Below are 25,227 nucleotides of genomic sequence, written 5' to 3'. Positions count from 1 at the left end.
GCCGGATCGCCCGGCTGAGCCAGCTCGGCGGCACCCCGATCGTGTCCTTCGGGGGCCAGGCCAACACCGAGCTCGCCGTCGCGTGCACCGATCCCGACGACCTGTACGACGCCTACCGCGCGGTCGTGGCCCGCTACGACCTGAGCGTCATCGACCTCGACGTGGAGGGCGAGGCGCTCTCCGACACGGCGGCCAACGAGCGTCGTACCCAGGCCGTCGCACGGCTCCAGGAGAGCACCGGCGTCGAGGTCTGGCTGACCCTCCCCGTCGCCCCGGACGGTCTCACCGCCGAGGGCCGCGCGCTGGTCGACCAGATGGTGCGCGGGGGCGTCGACCTGGCGGGCGTGAACGTGATGACGATGGACTACGGCGGGAGCCGGGACGCGGGACAGTCCATGGGGGACGCCGCGGTGCAGGCCCTGGAGAGCACCCACGACCAGCTCGCCGACCTGTACGACGCCGCCGGCACGCACCGCACCAGCGCCCAGCTCTGGCGGGGGCTCGGCGCCACGCCGATGCTCGGCCAGAACGACGTGGCCGGCGAGGTGTTCACCCTGGAGGACGCCCGCGTGCTGAAGTCCTTCGCCGCCCAGCAGCGCCTCGGCCGCCTCTCCCTGTGGTCCCTCAACCGCGACCGGGAGTGCAGCAGCAACTGGCCCGACGTCACGAAGGTGTCCGACTCGTGCAGCGGCGTCGAGCAGGAGACGGGAGCGTTCGCACGGGTCCTGGGCCTGCGGCTGAAGGGCGAGCCGGCCCCGGCGGCACCCACGACCAACACCACGACCGCGGATCCCACGGCCACCACGACCGACGACCCCGCCACCAGCCCCTACCCGATCTGGGACCCTGAGAGCATCTACCTCAAGGACCAGCGCGTGGTGTGGAAGCAGAACGTCTACGTCGCCAAGTGGTGGACGAGCGGCGACGTACCCGACGACCCGACGGTCGAGGCGAGCGCCTCCGCCTGGCGGCTGATCGGACCGGTCCTGCCGGGCGAGACGCCCGAGCCGACCCCGACCGTGCCCCCGGGACCTTCGCCGACTGGAGCGCCGTCGACGTCTACAAGGCAGGCGACCGCGTCCAGCTCCGGGGCAGGGCCTATGTCGCGCAGTGGTGGAACCAGGGCGTCAGCCCGGAGGCGCCGTCCACGAAGGAGTCGCCGTCCCCGTGGCGGCCGCTGACGCAGGAGGAGATCGCCGACGGCACCACCGAGGACGGCTCCCCGTGACCACCCCGGACGACGGCGAGCGGCTCCGGCTCGCCTCCGCCGACAACTTCCGCGACGTGGCCGGTCCCGGCTACGCCACCCGGGACGGCGCCCGGCTCCGGACCGGCGTGTTCTACCGCTCCAACGACCTGCGCCTCACCGACGACGACCACGGGCGGATCGGCTCGATCGGCCTGCGCGCCGTCATCGACCTGCGCTCCCCTACCGAGGTCGACCTGCACCCGGACCCCGCCGTACCCGGCGCCGAGGCCCTGCACTTCGACGCGATCGGCATCCCGATGGAGCGGATGTCGAGCCTGCGCAGCCGCGAGGACGCCGTCGTGCTGATGGACGACGTCTACCGCACCTTCGTCACCGAGGACCGCTCCCGGACCGCGTTCGGCGGCGTCCTGCGCCAGCTCGCGATCGGCGGGCCGCAGCTCTTCCACTGCTCCGCCGGCAAGGACCGGACCGGCTGGGTGTCCGCGCTGCTGCTGCACATCGCCGGCGTCGACGACCCGACCATCGAGTCCGACTACCTGCTCACCAACGCCCGCAGCGCCGCCAGCCGGGCCCGGGTGGAGGCCGAGATCGCCCAGCACCTGGGCCCGGACCTGGTCGGCGTCTACGAGCCGACCCTCGTCGTGGCGAGCGAGTACCTCGACTCCGCCTGGACCGCGGTCGCCACCCATTTCGGCGACCGGACGTCGTACCTCCGCGACGGGCTGGGCCTCGACGACGACGTGCTCGGCCGGCTGCGCGAGCTGCTCCGGGTCACTCCGTAGCGTCGAGTCCGGCCCGCTCGGCGGCGATGGTGGTGTCCTCGCCGTGGCCGGTGTGGACGATCGTGTCGGGCGGCAGGTCGAACAGCTTGGCGCGGATGGAGGCCTCCAGGGTGGGCCGGTCGCTGTAGGAGCGACCGGTGGCGCCGGGGCCGCCATGGAAGAGGGTGTCGCCGGTGAACACGCACCCCAGGTCCGGGGCGTACAGGCACACCGCGCCCGGGGCGTGGCCCGGGGTGTGCAGCACCTGCAGGGTCGTGCCGGCGACCTCGAGGGTCTGGCCGTCGGCGAGGTCCACGTCCCACAGGTGCTCACGGTGGGTGAGCTCCCACAGCGGCCGGTCGTCGGGATGCAGCAGGATCGGCGCGACGGTGGCCTCCCGGAGGGCGGGGGCGACGCGGACGTGGTCGTCGTGGGCGTGCGTGCACACGATCGCCTTGACCCGCCGGTCCGCGACCACCTGCAGGATGTCCTCGACCGAGTGCGGGGCGTCGATCACCACGCACTCGGTGTCGTCGCCGACGACCCAGACGTTGTTGTCGACGTCGAAGGTCTCGCCGTCCAGGGAGAAGGTGCCCGAGGTGACGGCATGGTCGACCCTGGCAGACGACGGACCGGCCATCAGAGGATCACCACCGAGCGGAGTACGTCGCCGTGGTGCATCTTGTCGAACGCGGCCTCGATGTCGCCGATCCCGATCTCCTCGGTCACGAACGCGTCCAGGTCGAGCCGGCCCTGCTGGTAGAGGTCGACGAGCATCGGGAAGTCGCGTGAGGGCAGGCAGTCGCCGTACCAGGACGACTTGAGCGCCCCGCCACGGCCGAACACGTCGATCAGCGGGATCTCCGGGACCTTCATGTCCGGCGTCGGGACGCCGACCAGGACCACGGTGCCGGCCAGGTCGCGGGCGTAGAACGCCTGCTTCCAGGTCTCGGGGCGCCCGACCGCCTCGACCACGACGTCGGCGCCGTCGGCGCCCTCGTAGACCTCCGCGCAGATCCGCTTGATCTCCTCGACCGGATCGACGCCCGACGAGCCGCTCGAGTCGACGGTGTGGGTGGCGCCCATCTCCCGCGCCTTGGCGAGCTTCTTGGCGTCGATGTCGACCGCGATGATCGGCGACGCGCCGGCGAGCGCAGCGCCCGCGATGGCCGCGACCCCGACCCCGCCGCAGCCGATGACCGCGATCGACTTCCCGCGACCGACCTGGCCGGTGTTGATCGCGGCACCGATGCCGGCCATCACCCCGCAGCCCAGCAGGCCCACGGCCGCGGGACGGGCGTTGGCGTCGACCTTGGTGCACTGGCCGGCCGCGACCAGGGTCTTCTCCGCGAACGCCCCGATCCCCAGCGCCGGCGAGAGCTCGGTGCCGGCGTCCTCACCCTCGGCGAGGGTCATCCTCTGGGTGGCGTTGTGCGTGTTGAAGCAGTAGTGCAGGTCGCCCCGCTTGCAGGCCCGGCACTCACCACACACCGCGCGCCAGTTCAGCACCACGAAGTCGCCCGGCGCGACGCCGGTGACGTCCGGGCCGACCGCCTCCACGATGCCCGAGGCCTCGTGGCCCAGCAGGAACGGGAACTCGTCGTTGATCCCACCCTCGCGGTAGTGCAGGTCGGTATGACACACCCCGCACGAGAGGACCTTCACCACCGCCTCGCCCGGCCCCGGGTCCGGCACGTTGATGGTCACGACCTCCACCGGCGCACCCTTCGCCCGAGCGACGACGGCCTTCACCTGCTGACTCATGGGGAGTCCTCCTCATCCGACTGTGCGTGATGGGACCACCGTAGTCAGATGGACGGCGGGAGGTTCACCGGCTGGGTCGGCTCGTCCGCCGCCTCGGGGCGCGGCGGCCGGCCGGCGATGTGCTGCTTGTGGACCTTCTCCGTGCGGGGGTCGAGCGCGATCTCGTGGGTGTCGCCGTCACGCCCGTCGAAGCGGACGGTGACGGTCTCGAAGCCCTTGTGCCGCTGCATCTGGGCGTACATGGCGTATGCGCGGCGGTCGGCCTCGGTGAGGTCGACGGAGTCGGTGAACGGGGTGAGCAGGGCGCGCGGCCACAGCTTGCGGGCGAGGACGACGTTCACCTCGATCCCGAGCACGCCCATGATCGCGCCGATGTAGAGCAGGCCCATCAGGCCGAGGACCACGCCGAAGGTCTCGGTCATGTTGTTCCGGTTCGTGCTCGCCAGCACGTTCGTCACGTAGACGGTGCCGATGTACTGCAGGAACTGCCACAGCACCGCGATCGTGAACCCGCCCGGCGCCGCACGGATCCCCCGGTCCCGGATCGCACGGGCCGCCGCCATCCGCAGCAGCACGGTCATCATCGAGCCGAGGAGGATCACGGTCAGCAGGCGCACCAGCCAGTGGAACCATCCGTGGGTGGACAGGTCGCCGACCAGCTTGGTCTCGGTCAGCACCGCAGAGCCGACGAACACCGTGAAGATGGCGGTGCCCGCCACCCCCAGGATGAACAGGCTGTTGACCCGCGTCATCACCGGATGCGGCCGGCTGTTGCGCGGCACCGCCCACGCCGCGGACTGGACGTTCTGCAGCGCGAGGCCGAGCCCGAGCGCTCCGTACAGGGCGGTCAGCGAGCCGACGATGATGCCGCCCGTCGACCCCTGGATGCCCTCCGGCCGGCCGAGCGCGTCACCGATGATCGGGAACTGGCCGAGGGCGGAGTCGAGGACCTGCTCCTGCAGCGCCGGGCGCCCGTCGAGGATGAAGCCGAGGATCGATGTGCCGAGGAGCATGAGCGGGAAGATCGAGAGGAAGGCGTAGAAGGTCAGGATCGCCGCGAGGTAGTTCCCCTGGTCGTCGAAGAACTTGTAGACGACCGCGAGCGGGAAGCCGACGGCGGATCTCCGTCGCTGCGCCCGATCGATGTCTCCGACAACTCCCACAGGCGCAACCTATGACATCGGTGGTACCCGTCCGGCGAAGGTCGGCCCGACAGGCGGGCTACCGCGCTCCCCAGACAGTCCGCACGTCGTCGTACTCACGGATGGCGCGGTCCTCCGTCAGCAGCGTCAGACCCTCGAGCTGCGCCTGCGCGACAAGCATCCGGTCGAAGGGATCCCGGTGCTCCCAGAGCAGTCCCCCGGCACGGCTCATGTGTGCCACCGAGAGCGGCAGCTCGGTCGCCTGGAGGTTGCGGAGCAGTCGGGCCCACCCGTCGAGGACCGAGCGTCCGTGGGGAAGCTTGCCGAGCCGGGTCTTGGTGGCGATCTCGAAGGCCGACGCCGCGGAGACGTGCCGCTCGCTGGCAGACCCCAGCCGGACTCGGACCCCGTGCCCGAGCCGCGGGCTGTCCGTCGCCGCCCAGAGCAGGACGTGGGTGTCGAGGAGCAGCGTCATCCGGCCTCGGCGACCGCGTCCGCGCCCTCCCAAGCCGCCAGATCGCCCTCGTCGAGCGGCTCGAAGAAGGCGTCGCCCACCTCGACGTCGAATCCGCCGAACACCAGGTCGACCTTCCGAACCGGCCGCAGCTCCGCGATGGGGTGACCGGCTCGGGCGATGACCACGTCCTCGCCCGCCTCGACCCGCTTCAGCAACTCGGAGAGGCGAGTCTTGGCTTCCTGGACGTTGACGGTCACGCTCACCCCGCCAGCGTAGCCGCACCCCACTAGGCTGACCAGACTGACCTGGTCAACCGATGGCGAAGTCAGGCGAGCAGGGCCGAGATCAGGATCGCGACCGGCGCCGAGGCCATGGTCGAGACGAAGATGGCGTCGCGGGCGAGCAGGATGCCGCGCTCGTAGCGCATCGCCACCACGAAGACGTTCTGCGCCGTCGGCAGCGCCGAGAGCAGGGTGACGGCGAACAGCTCGGGACCGTCCAGGCCGACGCAGAAGCGCCCGACGACGTACGCCGCCACCGGCTGGACCACCATCTTCAGCGACGTCACCGTGACCAGCGCCCGCGGCGTCACCCCGCGTCCGGGCAGCGGGCCGAGGCGGAGCGCGACGCCGTACGCGATGAGCATCGCGGGCACCGCCATCCCGGCGACCAGCTCCAGCGGCGCGTGCACCGCCCTCGGCAGCTCGGTGTCCGTCGTCGCCAGCAGCAGTCCGGTGACGGAGGCGATGGTCAGCGGGTTGGTGAACGGCCGGGACAGGATCTTCGGCAGCGAGGGCCGCTCGGGGCTGGTGACCACGTCGAGCACGGTCAGCGCCAGCGGCTGGAGCACGAGCAGCTGCATCAGGAGGGCGGGGACGACGAGCGCCGCGTCGCCGAGCGCGTACGCCGCGATCGGGATGCCGAGGTTGCCCGCGTTGACGTACGCCGCGCAGAGGCTCGCGATCACGGTGGTGCCGGGGTCCAGCCGGCGTACCCGCGCCACCGCGACCATCAGCCCGGCACTGACGATCACGCCCGCGGCGGTCGCGACGAGCGGTCCCGACAGCACCCGCGAGGGCTCGGAGTCCTCCAGCACGGTGACCAGCAGGGCGGGGCTGGCGAGGTAGAACGACGCCAGCGACAGGCTGCGCTGGCCGTGCGCGTCGACGATCCCGCGGTCGGCCAGGAGCGCGCCGAGGGCGATCACGATCGCGATCGTCGCGAAGCCCTCCAGCACACCGCCCACGGGGCGATCCCATCACCCGTGACGTTCTCGTCCTGTACCCGGGGCTCCTCGGCCGGCGCGGACCGCTGGCGAGGGAACGCTCACGCCAGCAACCGCTTCCGCGAGACGCCGACGTGCAGCCCCTGAAGCCGCTCCAGCTGCCGGTCCGAACGCGCCAGCAGGTCGTCGAGCAGCGCCGCGTCCAGCCGCGGGTCGTCGTCGGCGACCGAGCGCAGCACCTCCCAACCACCCCGTTTGCCGTAGACGGCGTCGCGCAGTGCCTCCAGCTCGAGGACGTCGGTCAGCGGCGAGCGGCTGAGGACCCGGCCGTTCGGCTTCAGGCGGCCGGCCACCTCCCCGGCCCGCGCAGCGAGGGCGCCGACCCGGCTCGGGCGCACGCCGACGGCGGTCATCAGCCCCCGCAGCGTCTCGCGCTCGCCGGCCACCTCCTCGCCCAGCTCCCCGACGACCGTCGCGGCCGCCGGGTCGCCGTGGCTGCGGGCGACACGCTGGAACAGCGAGACGCCCGCGGTCGAGCCGACCCAGTGGTGCTGCAGATATCCGTGGAGTACCTCGTCGTCCATCTACGACGCGTACCCGGCCCCGACCGGCTCAGTCTCCGTCATACCGGCCTTTCGCCGCAGGATCCGCCGACAGATCCGTCGGCCCCCCGTGACAGGATCGGATGCCATGACCGAGCAGGTCCCTGCCAGCGCCGAGGGCTACGGCCCGTTCGCCTACCTCACCACGCAGAATGCTGCCCTCTATCGGCTGATCATGCGGGTGCTGATGGCCGAGAAGGAGCGCTTCACCGTCCACGCGCGTCCCGAGCAGGTCCACGCGGCGCTGGTGACGACCTACGCACGGCCCGTGACCGAGACCGCGGTGTCGGAGGCGCTCGAGCGGCTCGCCCAACCGACCTGGGGCAACCTGATCGCGATCCCCGACTCCAGCCGGGTGACCGCTCTGGAGGACTTCTATCGCCGCCGCATGCTCTACCAGCTCACGCGTCCGGGCGAGGCTGCGGAGCGGGCCCTCGCGCAGTACGACGCCGCGCTCGGCAGCCGTGGCGCCCTCCAGTCCGTGGCGCTCGCCGACATCATCGTGCTCCTCACCGCGCTGCGCGACGCCGTCCGAGCGCGGGACGCCGGCGAGGCGACCGACGCCGCCCAGATCCACCAGACGCTGCGCAGCCTGCGGGAGCGGTTCGGTGAGCTCGCCGAGAACGCGGTCGCCTTCATGGGCTCGATCCAGCGCACCATCGACCTGCACGACGCCGACGTCGACGCCTTCCTCGCCTACAAGCAGCAGCTCATCGACTATCTGGAGCGGTTCATCAACGACCTGCTCACCCGTGGTGCCGCCATCGCCGAGCTCCTTGACGCGATCGACACCGAGGGCGTGGACTTCCTGGCCGGGGTCGCCGCGGAGCGAGAGGCGGCCGACGCCGCGCCCGGGGAGAACGGCGACGCGGTCGATCTCGGGCGCGCGATCTGGCGGCGGCAGTGGTCGGGGCTGACCGACTGGTTCGTCAGCACACCCGGGCGCGAGTCCGAGGCGAGGCTGCTCCGGTCACGCGCGCGGGCGGCGATCCCGGCGCTGCTCGCCGTGGTCCGGACGCTCCACGAGCAGTCCGGCGGGCGCGCCGACCGTTCCCGCGACTTCGTCACTCTGGCCCGTTGGTTCGCGGTCCTGCCCGAGGACGGCGACCGGCACCGGCTGTGGCGTACGGCCTTCGGTCTCACCTCCGTACGCCACCTCAGCGTGCCCGGCGAGGCCCAGGAGCGGTGGGCGGCCGAACAACTGGGGAATGCAACACCCTGGTCCGAGGCACCCCCGGTCGAGATCAGCCCCCAACTGCGTCGTACCGGCTCCTACGAGCGTCGCGGCCGAGCGGCCCGCGTAGCGGACCGCTCGGCGGCCAGGACCATGCTCGTCGAGCAGGCACGGCTCGAAGCCGAGCAGACCGCCGCGGCGCGGCGGCGGATCCTGACCGGCGGCCCGAAGCCGCTGAGCGCCTTCGGTGTCCTCGACCCGGAGGCGTTCCGGCTCTTCCTCGGACTGCTCGGCGACGCACTCGGCGCGATGGGACCCGACGCGACCACCTCGCGGGTGCAGACATCCGACGGCGAGCTCGTCGTCACCTTGACCCGCGACCCCGGCGGGGGCGTCGCCGTGATCAGCACACCCGACGGCGAGCTGGTCGGACCCAACCACGTCGTCGACATCAGCTCGACCACCGAGCCCTCGGGGGAGCGCCCATGAACGGCATCGACCTCGGACCGCGGATCAACGACGCGCTGACCGACCGCGACGCCGAGTCCCGAACCCGGGCGCTGCGGGCGCTCCTGCTGCGGCCGGTGCTGCGAGCCCAGTCCGACGGCGAGCTCTTCCGCCAGGTCCGCCGGCACGCCGATCAGCTCCGGGAGTGGTTCCAGCGCGAGACCGGATGGCGGCTGGTGGTCGAGGCCCAGACCGTGCGCCTGCAGGTGTCCTCGGTGCCGCGCGGCGCAACCGCGCTCGGCGTCGCTGAGCGCCACCCGGCCCGCGCCCGCAAGGCAGATCCACCATTCACCCGCCGGCGCTATGTGCTGCTGTGCCTCGCCCTGGCCGTTCTGGAGCGCTCCGACGCGCAGGTGGCACTCGGCCGACTCGCCGAGGACGTCGTCCTCGCCGCTCGCCAGCCCGGTCTGGAGAGCGTGGAGTTCACCCTGGGCAACCGTGAGGAGCGGTCCGACCTGGTCGCGGCGATCAGGCTACTGCTGCAGCACGGCGTCCTGGTCCGGGTGGCCGGCGACGAGGAGTCCTACGCCGCCGGCCACGGCGACGCGCTCTACGACCTGGACCGCCGGGTGCTGGCGACGATGCTCTCAACGACGCACAGCCCCGCCCTGGTGGAGGCCGGGCTCGGGCCGGACCCGGACATCGCGGCGATCGAGGAGGCGCTGCACGAACCGCCGCCGGCCTACACCGACGAGGAGACCAATCGACAGCTCCGTCACGCCGTGTCCCGGCGGCTGCTGATGGATCCGGTCGTCTACTACGACGAGCTTCCCGACGCGGAGCGTGCCTATCTGCTCAACCAGCGGGTGCCGCTGACCAGGCGGCTGTGCGAGGCGACCGGCCTGATCGCCGAGCTGCGTGCCGAGGGGATCGCCCTGGTCGACCCTGATGACCAGCTCACCGACCTACGGATGCCGGAGCAGGGAACCGACGGGCACGCGACCCTGCTCGTGGCCGAGCATCTCGCCGCTCGGGGCGCCACGCCGGCCGGCGATCTGCGCAGGCTGCTGCGGCGCCTCGCCCGGGAGCACGCGTCGTACTGGCGCAAGAGCACCCGGGATCCGGGGGCGGACCACAGCCTGCTGGACGAGGCGCTGGCCCGGCTGGCCGGCTTGGGCCTGATCCGCGTCACGGGCCCGGCCGACGACCTGCTGATCGAGCCGCTGCCGGCACTCCAGCGGTTCAAGGTGACCGCTCCGACGATCCAGACGAGGAAGACCCGATGACCGAGAGCACCATCGAGGGCACCGTGCTGCCGAAGCCGTCGACCGAACGCTGGCAGCCCCAGCGCCTCGGGCTGGTCGACCTGTTCTACTACGACGACGAGCAGTTCTGGTTCCACGACGGACGGCTGTTGCTGCGCGGCAACAACGGCACCGGCAAGTCGAAGGTGCTGGCACTGACGCTGCCCTTCCTGCTGGACGGCTCTGTCCTCCCCCGTCGCGTCGAGCCGGACGCCGACCCCAAGAAGCGGATGGAGTGGAACCTCCTCCTCGGCGGTGCCCACCCGCACAGTGAGCGCACCGGCTACGCGTGGGTCGAGTTCGGACGACGAGAGGCCGACGGATCCGAGCGGTTCCTCACCCTGGGCATCGGGCTGAAGGCGGCCGCCGGCCGCGGGATCGTCAAGACGTGGTACTTCACCACCGCCCGCCGGATCGGCGATCTTCGCCTGATCGACTCGACCCGCACGGTGCTCACCGCCGAGCGACTCCGCGAGGAGATCGACGGCGCCGGCCAGGTGTACGGGACCCAGGAGGCCTACCGGCGCGCGGTCGACGAGGCGCTGTTCCGCCTGGGGGAGGAGCGATACGCAGCGCTCATCGACCTCCTCGTCCAACTGCGTCAGCCACAGCTGTCCAAGCGCCCCGACGAGAAGGCACTCTCCGCGGCACTCACCGAGGCATTGGCACCGCTCGACCAGGCAGTGGTCTCCGACGTTGCGGAGTCCTTCCGATCCCTGGAGGAGGAGCGTCTGGGACTCGCGGACATCAAGGACACCCTCGGCTCCGCCGAGGTCTTCCTTCGCCACTATCGCGCCTACGGCCAGGTCGCGACACGGCGACGCACGACGGCGCTGCGGGAGGCGAACTCCCGCTATGAGCATGTCGGGCGAACGCTGCACCGGATCGAGGCCGATCTGGGGACCGCGACAGCCGAGACGGAGCGGATCGCTGTCGCGCTCGCCGACGCCGACCAGGAGCACGAGATGCTGCGCGGACGCGAGCGGGCGCTACGGGAGAGTCCCGAGATGCGCGACGCCGACCGGCTGCACCGCGCCGACAACGCCGCCCGCGACGCCGAGAACCGCGCCATGGACGCCGAGCGCGGCGCTCACGACGCGGGCCGGCGTGCCGAGCGCGAAGCCGCGTCCTACGAGGATGCCGACGTCCGATCGGCGAGCACCGCCGCGGAGGCCCGGCGGCGCGAGAACGCGGCGCTGGCGCTCGCCCTCGAGGCCGGACTGGCGGCCGAACATCCGGCGATCCGCAGCGACGGTGACCGCGCACGCGACGCCATCGGCCGCCGTACCGAGCAGGTCCGACACGTCCGCGGGCTCCTTCGGGCGGCGGCAGCCGCTCAGGCCAGGGCGGACCAACAGCGCTCCGCGCTCGACGACAAGGAGAGCGCGCTCACGCGCACCACCGAAGCCCTGGCGGCCGCGGACGCCGATGTCGATGCCGTGGTCGGGAAGTACCGCAACGCGGTGCGCGCCTTCCTACGCGGCTTGGACGTGATCGGCGTCGAGGACGAGACCGACGAACTGACCGAGGCGGCCGCAAGCTGGGCGCGCGCGCTGGTCGACGTCTCTCCGGTCCGGCGAGCCGTGGATCACGCCGGGAGCGTCGCCCGGGAGCGTGCTGGCCGGCTCAAGGCCGAGGCCGAGCTCGCCGCGAACGGACACGACGAGCAGCTCCGCGCGCTCGAGGACCGCATAGCCGAGCTGGAGTCCGGCCAGGATCCCGCTCCGACCGCAGCGCCCGGCCGCGATCAGCGGGCGCGCGCAGGGGTCCCCGGAGCACCACTGTGGCAACTCGTCGACTTCGCTGCCGGGCTCTCCCCGACAGACCAGGCAGGGCTCGAGGCGGCGTTGCAGTCCGCCGGCCTGCTCGACGCCTGGGTGTTCGACGACGGGCGGGTGGAGGCGGACGGCGACGTCGTCCTCGGGGCCGGCGGCGCACGCTGCGAGCACGCTCATCTGGGCCAGGCGCTGACTCCAGCCGTGGCCCCGGACAGCGGAGTGGCCGACGTCGTGGTCGCCGACGTCCTCTCCCGGATCGGACTGGGTGAGGATGCCGGCGCTCACCTGTGGGTCGATCTCGGCGGCCGCTGGGGCGCCGGTCCCGCACGCGGCTCGTGGCACAAACAGCAGGCCGAGCATGTCGGCGCCGGCGCCCGCGAGGCTCACCGGCGCGATCTGATCGCTCGCCTGCGCGCCGAGGCTGAGCAGGTCGCTGCCGAGCTCGCCGCTGCTCGCGCTCGCGTCATCGAGGCCGACCGCCGACTGAACGACATCACCGCCGAACTGGCCTCGTACCCCGCCGATGTCGAGCAGGACTTGATCGCCGCCCACGCCCGCGACGCGGCTGCACGACGCGTTGTGGAGCAGGCGCAGGCCGATGTGACGATGGCGCGAGCGGTGACCGAGCGACGCTCCGTCGAGGCAGCCGAGGCGGACGGTCGTCTGCGGGAGGCCGGCACCGCGCTCGACCTGGGCACGACCGAGGAGCTGCTCGATCGGACCGGCGCAGCGGTGGCGGACTATCGGGAGGCGTTGGCGGAGCTGCGCAACGCGCTCACGGCCGCGGCTGAGGCAGAGCGGGCACGTGAGGCCGCGCGGACGCGCGCCGCCGAGGCGGCCCAGGGGCGCGACGAAGCCGACGCCGCGGCCCGCGCCCACCGCTCGGAGGCCGCCTCACTCCGAGCCGAGGCAGAGGCACTCCAGGCGACGGTCGGGGCGACGGTCGCCCAGCTCCAAGCGGAACTGGCCGCGACGGCACAAGGATTGAAGGAGGTCGTGGAAACCCAGTCCCGCCTGCGAGAAGCACGCGTCACCGCGGCGACGAACAGCGCCCGGCTCGAGCAGCAGCTGGTGGATCTCACCGAACAACGCGAGCAGGAGAGCACGGCCCGCGCCACCGTCGTCGAATCACTTCGGGTCTTCGTCGGCACCGGTCTGCTGCGCGTCGCTCTGCCGGAACTGGACACCCCCGACGTCGCCGATCCCGACGCCTGGACCGTCACGGCCTCGGTGGGGCTGGCCCGCACCGCCGAGCAGCAGCTCGGCGACGTGGACGAGTCGGCGGACGGCTGGAACGCCGTTCAACAGCGTCTCTCTGGCGCGGCCAACGAACTCGCCTCCCAGATGAGCCGCCACGGCCACACGGCCCTCCTCGAACCGCACGACGACGTGCTGATCTCCCGGGTCCGCTACCGCGGCGACGAGGTCGACATCGATCGATTGGCCGAGCGCCTGGCCGGTGATGTCGCCGAGCGTGAACGGCTGCTCAGCGCCAAGGAACGCGAGATCCTGGAGAACCACCTGGTCAACGAGGTCGCGGGTCACCTCCACGAGCTGCTGCTGGCAGCCGACAGGCAGCTGGACCGGATGAACCGCGAGCTTGCCGAGCGCAAGACCTCCACCGGCATGCAGCTTCGGGTCCGCTGGCGCGAGCGTGCGGACGGTCCGGTGGGGCTGGGCGCGGCGCGCGAGCTGATGCTCCGCTCGGACGCGACCTGGTCGGCGAAGGACCGTGAGGCGATCGGCGGCTTCCTCCAGGCACGGATCGCCGAGATCCGGCAGGCCGATCCCACCGGCGGCTGGCAGGAGCACCTGGAGCAGGCACTGGACTACCGCCAGTGGCACACCTTCGCCGTCGAGCGCTGGCAGCACGGCAGCTGGCGCTCCGCATCCGGACCGGCGTCGGGAGGCGAGAAGGTGCTGGCGGTGTCGGTCCCGCTGTTCGCCGCTGCGGCCTCCCACTACAACTCAGCCGATCCACACGCCCCGCGACTGATCCTGCTCGACGAGGCATTCGCCGGCGTCGACGACGACTCGCGCGCGAAGTCGCTCGGCCTGCTCGCCACCTTCGACCTGGACGTGGTGATGACCAGCGAACGCGAGTGGGGCTGCTATCCGGAGGTTCCCGGACTGTCGATCGCCCAGCTCTCCCGGATCGAAGGGGTCGACGCGGTCGGCGTGACCCGGTGGCGCTGGGACGGCCGGGCCCGCCGACGCGACAACGACGTGGACGCCGACGCACGCGCCACCGCACTCACCACCGCGGCGGCCACCGGTCAGGACGGGGATTCCCTGTTCGGATGACCGACCACGGCGGCGATCTCGCCGCGGTACGACGACTCCTCGGGCCGCCGGAGATGGCATGGCTCGTGGAACGGGTGCGGTCACGGATCCTCGGCGCCGGTGGAGGTGCGTTGACCGGCGTCGTCCGGCTCGACTCGCCGAACGAGCTCCAGCGCGAGGCGGCGGTCCGGCTGGTGGGTCGTCCGCGTCGGTCCGGTACGTCGCTGCGAATCGACCTCGCCGCCGTCGACGAGGTACTGCGCCGCGGGCCGTGGCCGCCCGGGCTGGCCGACGCCGTGGTCGCGCTGACCGGACCGGTCGTCGACCAGCGCGCGCTCGCGGAGCGCGAGGCCGAGGCGTGGCGGGCGGTCGAGCAGGACCTTCTCGACGATGGTCCGAGCCGGCTTGCCGAGTGGTGGTCCGGATTCTGCGCCGGCGGCGGCCTGAAGCGAGCAGCCGGAGCCGAGGCCCGCCGTACCGACCGGGCGCCTGGCCCCGACGTCGGCGCGCAACTGGTCACACAACTGCGCGCGGTCATGGACGAGCTGCCGGTCCAGGGCGAGCCGCTGGCGGTCCTCGCCCGCCGGGTGCTCGGCGATGCGCACGCCCTCGACGACTCCAGGGCGCTCGGACGCCTGGCGGTCGGTGCGGTCGCGGCTTCCTTCGCAGGCGGATCCAGCCGGGCCCGCTCAACTCGCGAGGTGTGGGCAGCTGCCGGTGTCGTGATGTCGAATGTCGCCTCCACCGTGCTGGCTCTCGGCCTGAGCGGCGCCGCGCACAGCGAGGGCACGAGCCTCGCGGCGGCGACCTCGGCATGCGCGGAGCAGATGCGCGCAGCCAGGGCGCCTCTGGTGCTCACTCTCGACCAGGTCCGGTCGGGCGGCATCGCGTCGCTGCGGTCCGACCGGGTGGTCCACGTGTGCGAGAACCCTACGGTCGTCGAGCTGGCGGCGACACGCTGGGCCGCCGTCGCGGGCAACGAGACCGCACCAACCGTCCGGCAAGACCCGGTCCTGGTGTGCACCTGGGGACAGCCCAGCACCGCCGTCGTCGAACTGCTGGCACTACTGACCGCGCACGGAGCCGAGTGTCGCTACCACGGCGACTTCGACTGGCCGGGGCTGCGCGTGGCTGCCTTCCTGCGCACCCGTGTCCCGTGGACGCCGTGGCGCTTCGTGTCGAGCGACTACCGCGCTGCCGCGAACCTCGATGTGCCCTCGATCGATCTCAGCGGCGTCCCCGCCTCCAGCCTCTGGGATCCGGCCCTGGCCGTGGCGATGTCCGAGTACGGCCGGGCGATCGAGGAGGAGGCGGTCATCGACCTGCTCGTCGACGATCTGCTCGCCTGACCGCCAACGGCGTGCGCGCTGCTGGCGCGGACCACCAGTGTCCACAGGCATCCACAAAAGGCAGGTCGTTCGAACATTTGTTCGAGTCCCGTGGTAGGATTCGACGTACGTCGACCACTCGGGAAGGTCCGGATCATGAGCCTGGCTCCGCTTGTTCAGCAGCCGTTGCTGGCGGCGGTGGAGACATGTCGCGAGGCGCTGGCCGAGGTGGCTGACGCCCAGCCGTTGTACCTGTCGACGCCCGAGAAGGAGCAACTCCTGCTCCAGGCGACCGCGTTGGTGGCGCAGGTCGAAGAGTTGCGGTTGCGGACCCTGGCCGACGCCGGTGACATCACCGTCGTGCACGGTGCCCGGGACGCGGCGGCGTGGCTCGCTCACGCCGCCCACATCGACCCCGCGCCGGCCCGTGCGGACCTCCACCTGGCCCACGGGCTCGAGACCCGGCCACGGGTGGCGCAGGCGATGCGAGCTGGGCAGGTGACCTCGACACAGGCCAGGGTGATCACCCAGGCCATCGACGCCCTACCTGACCGGCTCGGACCCGGACTGGCCGCGGATGCCGAGGCCCGGCTCGTCGAGTACGCCGCCGAGTTCGCCCCCATCGAGCTGCGGCGTCTGGGACGGCGGATCCTCGACGTCCTGGCTCCCGAGATCGCCGAAGCCGAAGAAGCGAAACGTCTCGAAGCCGAAGAGGCAGCGGCACGCGAGAAGGCTTCGTTGAAGTTCCGCGACCTCGGCGACGGCTCCTCCCGCATCACCGGGATCCTGCCCACCACCTGCGTGGAGCGACTCAAGACCTACCTCGACGCCCATACCAACCCGGCACGGCGTGAGCACGGCACTCGTGAAGCTGTGGAGGCGAATCCGGATCTGGCGCGGACCCCGTTCCACCGTCGCCGGGCGTGGGCGTTCATCGACCTGCTCGAGCTCATCGACCCCGACGCCCTACCCGTGCACGGGGGTGATGCGACCACGGTCGTTGTCACGGTGAGCATCGAGCAGCTCCGTGCCGATCTCGCCACCGCGGGGATCCTCACCGGCAGCGGCGAGGGCGAGGAGTCGATTTCGGCCACCGAGGCCCGCCGGCTGGCCTGTCAGGCCCGGATCCTCCCTGTTGTTCTCGACGGTCACGCACGGGTCCTCGACCTCGGCCGCTCCGCACGACTGTTCCAACCCGCCCAACGTGCTGCGATCCGGCTGCGTGACCACACCTGTCGCGGTGAGGGCTGCACCATCCCCGCCCGCTGGTGCCACCTCCACCACGAAGACCCCTGGTCAAACGGAGGATCGACCGACCTCGACCACGCGGTCACCCTCTGCGCACACCACCACCAACGCATCCACGACCACCACTACACCCACCAACGACTACCCAACGGCGACATCCGCTTCCACCGGCGCAACTAGGAGACTGCCCGGCGACACGAGCCCAGGCCCTAGCCAGGGGCCGCCAGCCCGGTCGATGAGGGCTTCACCAGCGCTCCGCCAGGTCGGCGGCGATCGCGTCGTGCTCGGCCACCGTGAGCCCGAGATCGACGGCGCGCAGTGATGCCCGGAGCGTAGTGGGGCGACGTGCCCCGGTCACGACCGCGACGTGGTCCCCGTGGCCGAGCAGCCAGGCGAGCAGCACGGTCTGCGTGGTGACACCACGCTCTCGCGCCGCGTCCAGCGCCGCCGGACTGAGCTCGTCGGCGCCGACCGGGGGCGTCGTACCGCCGAGCGGGGAATAGGCGAAGAAGGATGCGCCGCGCTCGGCGGCCAGGGCGAGCAGGGGCGTGTCGACGGGAGCGTACGGCGACATCCGGTTCTGCACCGCCGCCACCGGGACGATCCCGAGTGCCTCCCGGAACTGGGCCGTGGTGACATTGCACAGCCCGACCTCGCCGACCAGACCCTCGCTCCGCAGCTCAGCGAGCGCTCCCACGCTCTCGGCGAAGGGCACCTGCGGGTCCGGGAAGTGCAGATAGTAGAGGTCGATGCGATCCCGTCCCAGCGCGCCCAGGCTGCGCTCGCAGTCGCGTCTCAACGAGGCCGGCGACGCGTCGATCGGGAAGCTGTCGTCGGCTCGGTAGTGTCCGCCCTTGGTGCCGACCAGCACGTCGTCCCAGGCTCCGATGCGGTCCAGGACCCGCCTCAGCAGGCGCTCGTTGTGCGCCTCGCCGTCACGGGTCGTGTAGGCGCGGGCCGTGTCGAGGTAGGTCACGCCCGCCTCGATCGCCAGCTCCAAGAGCCTCTCGGCGGGCCCGTCGTCCTCGGGGTCGGTGATCGACCACCGCGCGCCGCCCAGCCCGACGCGGAGAATCTCCCGGTCGCCCACGCGCACCGTACGCGGATCAGAATCCACCCGACAGCCCTCCGTCGATGAGGTGTTCGGTGCCGGTGATGTAGCTGGCCTCGGCGGAGGCGAGGAACACCACCAGCCTCGTGATCTCCTCCAGCGCCGCGGGCCGCCGCAGCGGCACGCTCGCCATCCGCTCCGGCGGCACGCTGGCCGCCCGGAACATCTCGGTGTCGACGAAGCCGGGGTGCACGGAGTTGACGCGGATACCGTCGTCGGCCAACTCGGCGGCGGCGACCTTGGTCATCCCCCGCACCGCATGCTTGGCCGCGACATAGGCGATCCGGCTCCTCACCACGATGTGGATCCCTCCGATCGAGGAGATGTTCACGATCGAGCCACCGCCGGCCCGGCGCATGCTGGGGATCACCGCACGGATCCCCAGGAAGGTCCCCGTCTGGTTGACCTCCACGATGTGGCGGAACGTGTCGAGCGAGGTGTTCTCGATGGAGGCGATGTGGTCCACGCCTGCGTTGTTCACCAGGACGCCGACGGGACCGAAGTGATGCTCGGCGCGGTCGACGACCTCGGCCCAACCCGCCTCGGAGGCCACGTCGTGCGCGACGAACAGCGCTCGGTCGCCCAGCTCGGAGACGAGCGCGCGTCCCCGGTCCTCGGCGATGTCGGTGACGACCACCCGAGCGCCCTCGGCGACGAACCCACGGGCGTGCGACTCGCCCTGTCCGCCCGCGGCGCCGGTCACGATCGCGACGACGCCGTCCAAGCGGCCCGCGGCGCTCACGGGCGCGGGCCGTCGTCGGTCGGGGCCTGGCGGACCCGCTGGCGCTGGTGGCCCAGGCCCTCGATCTCCAGGTCCATCACGTCGCCGCCGGCGAGGTAGGGGAACCGGCCGGAGAGCGCGACGCCCTCCGGGGTGCCCGTGAGCACCAGGTCGCCGGGCGCCAGGTACACGTGGCGACTCAGGTGCCGGATGATCTCGGCGACGGAGAACACCATGTCGGCGGTGGTGGAGTCCTGACGGACCTCGCCGTTGACCCACGACCGCAGCCGCAGCGCCTGGGGGTCCACCTCGTCGGCCGGCCGCAGCACCGGACCGACCGGGCAGAAGGTCTCGGCGGACTTGCCCTTGGACCACTGCCCTCCGGAGTGCTCGAGCTGGCTGGCCCGCTCCGACAGGTCGTTGGCCGTGACATAGCCGGCGACGTACGCCAGGGGATCGTCGCCGTCCGCGAGATGCCGCGGCGTGTCCTTGATGACCACGCCGAGCTCGACCTCCCAGTCGCTGCGGGTCGAGCCCACCGGCAGCACGACGTCGTCGTCGGGCCCGACGACGGTACCGGGGTGCTTGTAGAACAGGACCGGCACGCTCGGCGGCGCCGCGCCGGACTCGGCCGCGTGGGCGGCGTAGTTCATGCCGATGCAGCTGACGGCCTGCGGGCGCGCGATCGGCGCGCCGATCCGCACCTCGCCCAGGTCGAATGCGGGAAGCTCGCCGGCGGCCAGCGCCGCGCGGGTCCGTTCGATGCCGTCGGCGGCGAGGAAGGCGCCGTCGATGTCGCCGGTGATGGCGCGCAGGTCGTAGGTCGTCCCGGCTTCGTCGCGGACCGCCGGCCGCTCGGCCCCGGCGGGCCGTACCTGAAGAACTCCATGATGCTCCTTGTCGTGAGGTGGGTCAGGGGATCCGGTCGGCGATCGACGCCGCGGCTCCCTGGAGGGCCTCGATGGCCTGGGCGATGAGCTCGTCGGTCTTGCGGACGTCGGGGATCGAGACACTCATCGCCGGCTGCCGATCCGCGGCACGAGCGAGCGGGACGGCGACGCAGAAGACACCCGGCGTGTACTCCGCGTGGTCCTCGGCGTAGCCCGTGCGCCGCACCTCGTGGAGTTCCGCGATCAGCGCCTCGGGTCCCGGCAGCGTGGTGGCGGTGTAGCGGGTGAACGGCTCGTCGCCGACCCGGCGCAGCACCTCGTCGTCGTCGAGCGTGCTCAACAGCGCCTTGCCTATGCCGGTCGCGTACGCCGGAAGGCGCGCCCCGACATGGGAGGCCAGTCGCAACTGGTGGTCGGGGTCGATCTTCGCGACGTAGACGTTGTCGGCGCCGTCGAGCACCGCCAGCTGGACGGTCTCGTTCAACCGGTCGCGGACCGCCTCCATGTAGGGCAACGCGAGCTTCTCGATCGAGGCGGCACTCAGGTAGCTGCGGCCGGCCTGCCAGAGCCGGATCCCGATCCGGAACCGCTTCGTCGACTGCTCCAGGTCGAGGAAGCCGCGCGACACCATCGTGTGCAGCAGGCCGTGGGTGCTGCTCTTGGGCAGCCCCATCTTCTGCTGGACCTCGACCAGGGTCAGGCCGTCGGGGTGCTCGGTGAGCAGCTCGAAGATGAGCAGCACCCGGTCCGCGGACTTGACCGGCGCGCTCATCGGGGCGCCGGCACGACGACGTGGTCCGGGAAGCGCGTGAGCTGCTCGGCGTCGTACAGGGTCAGGGCGATGTCGGCGGTACGCCGCACCCGGTCGTGCGCCGCGAGCGCCTCGTAGATGTTCTCGCAGATGCCGATGGGGTGGTCCTCGCGCAGGTTGCGCTCGGTGAAGTAGGCGTCGGTGATGGTGACGACGCCGGCCGCGGTGTCCACCTCGACGGCCATCGAGGCACGGTGGTGCGAGCCGGTCCACCAGGTGCGCAGCCCGGGGGCGATCTCGTCCTCGTCGTCGAGCAGCCGGACCCGGTCCCATGCGGGACCCGTCAGGTGGGCGACGACGTCCGGCGTCAGCGAGGTGTCGCGGTCGTCGTGCGGATGACGGTGACTGGTGTGGAAGTGCGTCCAGCCGCGGCGGGTGATGCAGACCTGCGCGTTGTCGAAGGCCAGCACGTTGGAGGTCGTGTAGAGCTGGAGCGGGGTGAGCAGCACGTGCGTGATGCTGTCGAGCGGCACCCCGAGCGCGTCGAGCTGGTCGGGCAGCCACTGCCCGGCCTCACGGCGGAACGCAGCGCGCTCGCCGAGGAAGGACGCCCAGCCCTCGTTCATGGGGGTCAGGTCCTGCGCCGGTCCGGTGCCCACCAGCGCCCGCACGCCGTCGCCCTCCACCAGGAAGGCCTGGAAGGCCAGCTCGTACCACTGGTCCCAGTCCGACATCCAGTAGACCTCGGGTCCGGGGACCTCCCCGGTGCCTAGCGGCAGGATCCGCACTCCGAACGTCATCGCTCCTCCTTCTCGCCGACCTCGCGGTCAGGGCATCAACAGTGCTTTGGTCGTCTCGGTGACGCCCGACATGAGACTGGTGAACACCGAGGCTCCCTCCGTGAGAGGGAACGAGGTGGCCCAGTCCAGCCGAACCCGGGTCGCCAGGTCGAGCGCCGCGTCGAAGTCCCGGGGTGTGTAGCAGTACGAGCCGACCACCCGCTTCTCCGCGCGCACGATCTCCTGTCCGTCGAAGCCGGCCGACGCACTGAGCAGTCCGATCCACACCGCGGTGCCGCCCGGCCGGAGGAACTCGACCGACGCCCGGTGGGTCGCCTCGGCGCCGACCGCGTCGATGACCGCGTCGTAGCGCCCCTCCAGGGCCGTGCCGGTGTGGGCCGCGCCGAGACTCGCTGCCAGCTCGAGCCGGCCGGGCGCGAGGTCGGTGACAGTCACGTCGGTGGTGTGCTCGAGCGCGACGAGGAGGCAGGCCAGGCCGATGGTGCCCGCACCGAGGATCGCGACACGGCTGTCGGGTCCCAGGTCCGCCAGCCGTACGGCGTGCACGGCGTTGGCGAGCGGTTCGACCAGCGCCGCCTCCGTGAAGGACAGCTCGTCCGGGAGCTCGCGGACCGCCCGCTCCGGGACGACGACCCGCTCGGCGAAGGCGCCCGGGGCGTCGATGCCGATGATCGCGCGCGACTCGCACAACTGCTCGTCGCCGCGGAGGCAGGCGGCGCAGGTGCCGCAGCTGAGCAGCGGGTTGACGGTGACCCGGCGTCCGTCGGATGTCGTCCCGGAGAACTCGTGTCCCATCACCAGCGGCGGCTTGCGGAACTCGGTGTGGGTGATCCCGTGCAGCTCGCTGCCGCAGATGCCGGAGGCGACGACCTGGATCTCCACCTCCCCCTCGCCCGCGACCGGCGCGGGGACGTCCTGGAGCTCGACCACGCCGGGGCCGGTGAACACCAGGGCCCTCATCGGGCGGCGTCCTCGAGGAGGGCAGCGAGCCGGGCGGCGGCGCGGACCCGCAGCTGGGGCAGCGACTCCGTCGACAGGTAGGCGATGTGAGGGTTGACCAGCACCCGGGGGTGCGCGGCGACCTGCGCTGCGACGCCGGTCGGCGGCTCGCTGGTGAGCACGTCGAGCGAGGCGAAGCCGAGCGTGCCGGCGTCGAGCGCCGCGAGCAGGGCCTCCTCGTCGACGAGCGCGCCTCGCGCGGTGTTGACCAGGTGGCCGCCCTCGCCGAGCGCGGCGAGCACGGATCCGTCGATGACGCCCGCCGTCTCGGCCGTCGACGGCATGTGCAGGGTCAGGTGGCTCACCGCGGCGGCGAGCTCGCCGAGCGTGGCGTGCCGCGTGACCGAGGCAGGTATGTCGGTCGCGAACGGGTCCCACACGTGCACCGGGAAGCCGAGCGCGGAGACCCGGTCGGCGACCGCGCGGCCGATCCGGCCGAAGCCCGCGACGCCGACCGGGTCCTGCGCGGGCGGCAGTGGCGCGGCGATCCCGGCTGTGCCCCAGCCGTGGTCGGCGACCCGGCGCGCGGCCGCGACCAGTCGCCGGCTGTGGGCGTAGATCGAGGCTGCGGCGTGGTCGGCGACCTCCGCGATGCAGTAGTCGTCCACGTTGCTGACGGCCACGCCGTGACGGGCGGCGGCGTCGAGATCGATGTTGTCGAGACCGATGCCGTAGCGCACCACCGCACGGAGTCCGGGGAGCCCGGCGAAGACCCGCTCGGTCAGCGGCGCCCACTGCACCAGCAGGCCCTCGGCCTCCTGGGCGGCCGCGATCACCTCGTCCTCGGTGAGCACCCCGGCGAGGGTCACGTGGTATCCCTCGCCGAGCTCGGCCCGCTCGTGGGAGCCGTCGCCCAGGTTGGTGTCGGTGATGACGATTCTTCGCATGGGAACTCTCTTGTCGTTGTTGGTGATGCCGGGCTCAGTCCACGCTCAGGCCGAGCCGGCGAAACTGGAGGTGTCGCCGAGCCCCTCGGGACCCATCGCCAGGTAGCCGCCGTCGACGGGCAGGTCGACGCCGGTGATGAAGCTCGCCTCCGAGGAGCACAGGAAGCCGATCGCCGCGGCCACCTCGGCGGCCTCGCCGAGTCTGCGGAGCAGATGGAAGCGGCCCCAGACCGGCTCCCAGCGCTCGCGGCCGCCGTCGGCGGCCGCGGCGGCGACCTCCGGTGTCCAGATCCAGCCAGGGGAGACCGAGTTGACCCGGATCCCGTCGGCGGACAGATCCATCGCCATGCAGCGGGTGAGGCCGACGATCGCGGCCTTCGTGGTGTTGTAGGTCCAGCGTTGCGGCTGGGCGATGTGCGCGGAGATGCTGGCCACGTTGACCACAGCGGCTCCCGCGGCACGCGCCAGGTGGGGTGGGCGGCCTGTACCACGTTGCTGATGCCGCGGACGTTGACCCGCAGCACGGCGTCCCACTCCTCCGGGGAGACGTCGATGCCGCGAGCCAGGAAGTTGGCGGCGCAGTTGACGACCACGTCGACGCCGCCGTGGGTCGCCGCCACCTGCTCGACCGCGAATCCCACCCGGTCCCGGTCGGAGACATCGACCGGGATCGGGTGGATCCGCTCGGATCCGGAAGCCTCGGCCGCCACCTGCTGCAGGCGGTCCTCGGCGATGTCGAGCGCAGCCACGGTGAACCCCCGGGCGGCGAACAGCTCGGCGGTGGCCCGGCCGATGCCCGATGCGGCACCGGTCACCAGCGCGACCCTGGGTCGCTGGTCTGCGTTCTCCATCTCGTCTTCCCCTCTCCGATCTCTCCCGCGGACGCTCAGGTCAGTCCGCGAGCCATACGTTGTTGATGGTCGGCACCGAGTACCGGAGCCGGCCCGGCTCCTCCAGATCGACGCTGTGAACCCGCTCGGAGTAGACGAAGCCCGCCGGCATGCCGGTGGTCCAGGCCCACGGGAGCTCCTCGGTGAGGATGCCGTCGGCGTCGCTCCAGAGCTGCTTGCGCTTCTCCTGGTCGTCGGTCCCTCGGGCCTCGTCGACCAGAGCGTCGAACTCCGCGTTGTCGAAGCCCATGCTGTTGAGGTCGCCGGAGGAGTGGAAGAACCGGTACGGGAGCTGGTCGGGAGCCAGGAAGCCGGCCATCGCCCAGCAGGCGGCGTCGTACTTGCCGGCGATGAAGTTGGACACCGCGGTCGTGGTCTCCTGGACGTCGACCTTCACGTCCATGCCGGCCTTGGCGAGCTGGCGCTCGATCACGTCGGTGGTGTTGACCGTGGGACGGCACATGTAGGTGAAGGAGACCTTGTTGCCGGTATCGGCCTCGTACTCCGCCACCAGGCTCTTGGCCTGCTCGAGGTCGTAGCCCGGGACCTCGTGGTCGTTGTGGAACGGGTAGGACTCGGGGAACAGGCTGACGGCGGGATCGGCGAGGCCCTCCTTGGTCAGGGCCACGATCTCGTCGCGGTCCAGGGCCATCGAGACCGCGCGCCTGACCCGGATGTCGTCGAACGGCGGCTTGGTCAGGTTGAACGCCACCGCGTCCTGGTCCTTGCCGACGCCCTGCACGAAGTTGAGCGAGGCGTCGTTCTGGGCCTGGAGCATGATCGTCGGGTTGATGGTGGGCGCGTAGTCGATATCGCCCGCCTGCAGTGCCTGGAACCGCTGCTGCTCGTCCTCGATCAGGCGGATCTGCACGCGGTCGAGGTAGGGCTCCTCCTCACCCCAGTAGTTGGGGTTGCGGACCAGCACGGTGTCCTTGCCCGGCCCCCACGACTCGAGCATGTACGGGCCGACACCGGAGGCGTGGTCGGTGTAGTCGTCGCCGTACTCCTGCAGCGCCGTCGGGGAGGCGATGTAGCCGGCGGTGCCGCTGCCGTCGTAGGAGAAGGCGTAGGGCAGCGAGGCGTCGGGCTGCTTCATCGTGAAGACGACGGTGGTGGCGTCGGGAGCCTCGACCGACTCGACCGAGGACAGCAGGGCGGCGGCCGTCGACGCGGCGTCGGGCGCGATATGGCGGTCGATGTTGAACTTGACGGCCGCGGCGTCGAACGGGGTGTCGTCGCTGAACTTCAGGCCCGAGGGCAGCTTCATCGTCCAGGTCGTGAAGTCCTCGTTGGCCTCCATAGACTCGGCGATATTGGGCGTCGGCTCGTCACCGAACTCCTCGACCTTCATCAAGGTGTCGTAGATCGCGTACCCGGTCAGGGCCATCGCGTTGGCCGAGCCCTTGGCCGGGTCGAGGGTGGTGACCTCGGAGCTCATCCCGACTCGCAACGTGC

At 71.6% G+C, this 25,227-nt stretch carries 22 protein-coding genes and 1 pseudogene; 7 read left to right on the top strand and 16 right to left on the bottom strand.

Annotated features, from left to right (window positions below):
* Positions 1-880: 880 nt before the first annotated feature.
* Positions 881-1,228, top strand: a complete 348-nt coding sequence (locus tag FIV44_RS34085) for a carbohydrate-binding protein (RefSeq protein WP_425465177.1) — start codon at positions 881-883, stop codon at positions 1,226-1,228.
* Positions 1,225-1,992 (top strand): tyrosine-protein phosphatase, encoded by a 768-nt coding sequence (locus FIV44_RS16380; protein ID WP_181410624.1) that lies wholly within the window; start codon positions 1,225-1,227, stop codon positions 1,990-1,992. The genes FIV44_RS34085 and FIV44_RS16380 overlap by 4 nt, the downstream gene beginning before the upstream one ends.
* On the opposite strand, the gene FIV44_RS16375 is transcribed toward FIV44_RS16380, so the two are convergent.
* From FIV44_RS16375 to FIV44_RS16345, 7 genes are all read right to left on the bottom strand, one after another.
* A complete protein-coding gene (locus FIV44_RS16375; RefSeq protein ID WP_141005363.1) occupies positions 1,982-2,611 on the bottom strand; it encodes an MBL fold metallo-hydrolase in 630 nt (209 codons plus the stop codon). The two genes, FIV44_RS16380 and FIV44_RS16375, sit on opposite strands and share 11 nt — an antisense overlap.
* A complete protein-coding gene (locus tag FIV44_RS16370; protein ID WP_141005362.1) occupies positions 2,611-3,735 on the bottom strand; it encodes an S-(hydroxymethyl)mycothiol dehydrogenase in 1,125 nt (374 codons plus the stop codon). The genes FIV44_RS16375 and FIV44_RS16370 overlap by 1 nt, the downstream gene beginning before the upstream one ends.
* A gap of 44 nt (positions 3,736-3,779) precedes the next feature.
* Positions 3,780-4,898 (bottom strand): YihY/virulence factor BrkB family protein, encoded by a 1,119-nt coding sequence (locus FIV44_RS16365; protein ID WP_141005361.1) that lies wholly within the window; start codon positions 4,896-4,898, stop codon positions 3,780-3,782.
* Between the two features lie 58 nt (positions 4,899-4,956).
* Complete coding sequence (locus tag FIV44_RS16360; protein ID WP_141005360.1) at positions 4,957-5,352, bottom strand: type II toxin-antitoxin system VapC family toxin; 396 nt, start codon at positions 5,350-5,352, stop codon at positions 4,957-4,959.
* Complete coding sequence (locus FIV44_RS16355) at positions 5,349-5,597, bottom strand: type II toxin-antitoxin system Phd/YefM family antitoxin (RefSeq protein WP_141005359.1); 249 nt, start codon at positions 5,595-5,597, stop codon at positions 5,349-5,351. Before FIV44_RS16355 ends, FIV44_RS16360 begins: the two co-directional genes overlap by 4 nt.
* 62 nt (positions 5,598-5,659) lie before the next feature.
* Positions 5,660-6,580 (bottom strand): AEC family transporter, encoded by a 921-nt coding sequence (locus FIV44_RS16350; protein ID WP_141005358.1) that lies wholly within the window; start codon positions 6,578-6,580, stop codon positions 5,660-5,662.
* 80 nt (positions 6,581-6,660) lie between these two features.
* Positions 6,661-7,143, bottom strand: a complete 483-nt coding sequence (locus FIV44_RS16345; protein ID WP_141005357.1) for a hypothetical protein — start codon at positions 7,141-7,143, stop codon at positions 6,661-6,663.
* 106 nt (positions 7,144-7,249) lie between these two features.
* Here FIV44_RS16345 and FIV44_RS16340 point away from each other — a divergent pair, with 106 nt between their 5' ends.
* The 5 genes from FIV44_RS16340 (at position 7,250) to FIV44_RS16320 (ending at position 16,903) form a co-directional block, all read left to right on the top strand.
* Positions 7,250-8,824, top strand: coding sequence for a TIGR02677 family protein (locus FIV44_RS16340; protein ID WP_141005356.1), 1,575 nt, complete (start codon positions 7,250-7,252; stop codon positions 8,822-8,824).
* Entirely contained in the window at positions 8,821-10,068 is a 1,248-nt protein-coding gene (locus tag FIV44_RS16335) for a TIGR02678 family protein (protein ID WP_181410623.1), read from the top strand. The genes FIV44_RS16340 and FIV44_RS16335 overlap by 4 nt, the downstream gene beginning before the upstream one ends.
* Positions 10,065-14,168 carry a TIGR02680 family protein gene (locus tag FIV44_RS16330; protein WP_141005355.1) on the top strand — a complete coding sequence of 1,368 codons (4,104 nt, stop codon included), beginning with the start codon at positions 10,065-10,067 and terminating at the stop codon, positions 14,166-14,168. Before FIV44_RS16335 ends, FIV44_RS16330 begins: the two co-directional genes overlap by 4 nt.
* Positions 14,165-15,496: a TIGR02679 family protein gene (locus FIV44_RS16325; RefSeq protein ID WP_141005354.1), complete on the top strand. Its 1,332-nt coding sequence runs from the start codon at positions 14,165-14,167 to the stop codon at positions 15,494-15,496. The genes FIV44_RS16330 and FIV44_RS16325 overlap by 4 nt, the downstream gene beginning before the upstream one ends.
* A gap of 135 nt (positions 15,497-15,631) precedes the next feature.
* The gene (locus FIV44_RS16320) at positions 15,632-16,903 is read left to right on the top strand and encodes an HNH endonuclease signature motif containing protein (RefSeq protein ID WP_141005353.1); all 1,272 of its coding nucleotides are present in this window, start codon (positions 15,632-15,634) and stop codon (positions 16,901-16,903) included.
* Positions 16,904-16,967: 64 nt separating this feature from the next.
* On the opposite strand, the gene FIV44_RS16315 is transcribed toward FIV44_RS16320, so the two are convergent.
* The 9 genes and pseudogenes from FIV44_RS16315 to FIV44_RS16275 form a co-directional block, all read right to left on the bottom strand.
* Positions 16,968-17,813, bottom strand: coding sequence for an aldo/keto reductase (locus tag FIV44_RS16315; protein WP_181410622.1), 846 nt, complete (start codon positions 17,811-17,813; stop codon positions 16,968-16,970).
* A 16-nt stretch (positions 17,814-17,829) separates the two neighbouring features.
* Positions 17,830-18,576 (bottom strand): SDR family NAD(P)-dependent oxidoreductase, encoded by a 747-nt coding sequence (locus FIV44_RS16310; RefSeq protein WP_141005351.1) that lies wholly within the window; start codon positions 18,574-18,576, stop codon positions 17,830-17,832.
* Complete coding sequence (locus FIV44_RS16305) at positions 18,573-19,568, bottom strand: fumarylacetoacetate hydrolase family protein (RefSeq protein ID WP_141005350.1); 996 nt, start codon at positions 19,566-19,568, stop codon at positions 18,573-18,575. The genes FIV44_RS16310 and FIV44_RS16305 overlap by 4 nt, the downstream gene beginning before the upstream one ends.
* Positions 19,468-20,217: an IclR family transcriptional regulator gene (locus FIV44_RS16300; RefSeq protein WP_141005349.1), complete on the bottom strand. Its 750-nt coding sequence runs from the start codon at positions 20,215-20,217 to the stop codon at positions 19,468-19,470. Before FIV44_RS16300 ends, FIV44_RS16305 begins: the two co-directional genes overlap by 101 nt.
* Positions 20,214-20,996, bottom strand: a complete 783-nt coding sequence (locus tag FIV44_RS16295) for an MBL fold metallo-hydrolase (RefSeq protein ID WP_141005348.1) — start codon at positions 20,994-20,996, stop codon at positions 20,214-20,216. Before FIV44_RS16295 ends, FIV44_RS16300 begins: the two co-directional genes overlap by 4 nt.
* Before the next feature lie 27 nt (positions 20,997-21,023).
* Complete coding sequence (locus FIV44_RS16290) at positions 21,024-21,956, bottom strand: zinc-dependent alcohol dehydrogenase (protein WP_141005347.1); 933 nt, start codon at positions 21,954-21,956, stop codon at positions 21,024-21,026.
* The gene (locus FIV44_RS16285) at positions 21,953-22,882 is read right to left on the bottom strand and encodes an NAD(P)-dependent oxidoreductase (protein WP_141005346.1); all 930 of its coding nucleotides are present in this window, start codon (positions 22,880-22,882) and stop codon (positions 21,953-21,955) included. Before FIV44_RS16285 ends, FIV44_RS16290 begins: the two co-directional genes overlap by 4 nt.
* Before the next feature lie 45 nt (positions 22,883-22,927).
* Positions 22,928-23,733, bottom strand: a pseudogene (locus FIV44_RS16280) (SDR family NAD(P)-dependent oxidoreductase).
* A 40-nt stretch (positions 23,734-23,773) separates the two neighbouring features.
* Positions 23,774-25,210: an ABC transporter substrate-binding protein gene (locus FIV44_RS16275; protein WP_181410621.1), complete on the bottom strand. Its 1,437-nt coding sequence runs from the start codon at positions 25,208-25,210 to the stop codon at positions 23,774-23,776.
* Positions 25,211-25,227: the final 17 nt, after the last annotated feature.

This window comes from Nocardioides humi, from assembly GCF_006494775.1.
Taxonomy (GTDB): Bacteria; Actinomycetota; Actinomycetes; order Propionibacteriales; family Nocardioidaceae; genus Nocardioides; species Nocardioides humi.
The sequence above is the reverse complement of the archived record's forward strand: the minus strand, read 5'-3'. Positions and strand labels throughout refer to the sequence as shown.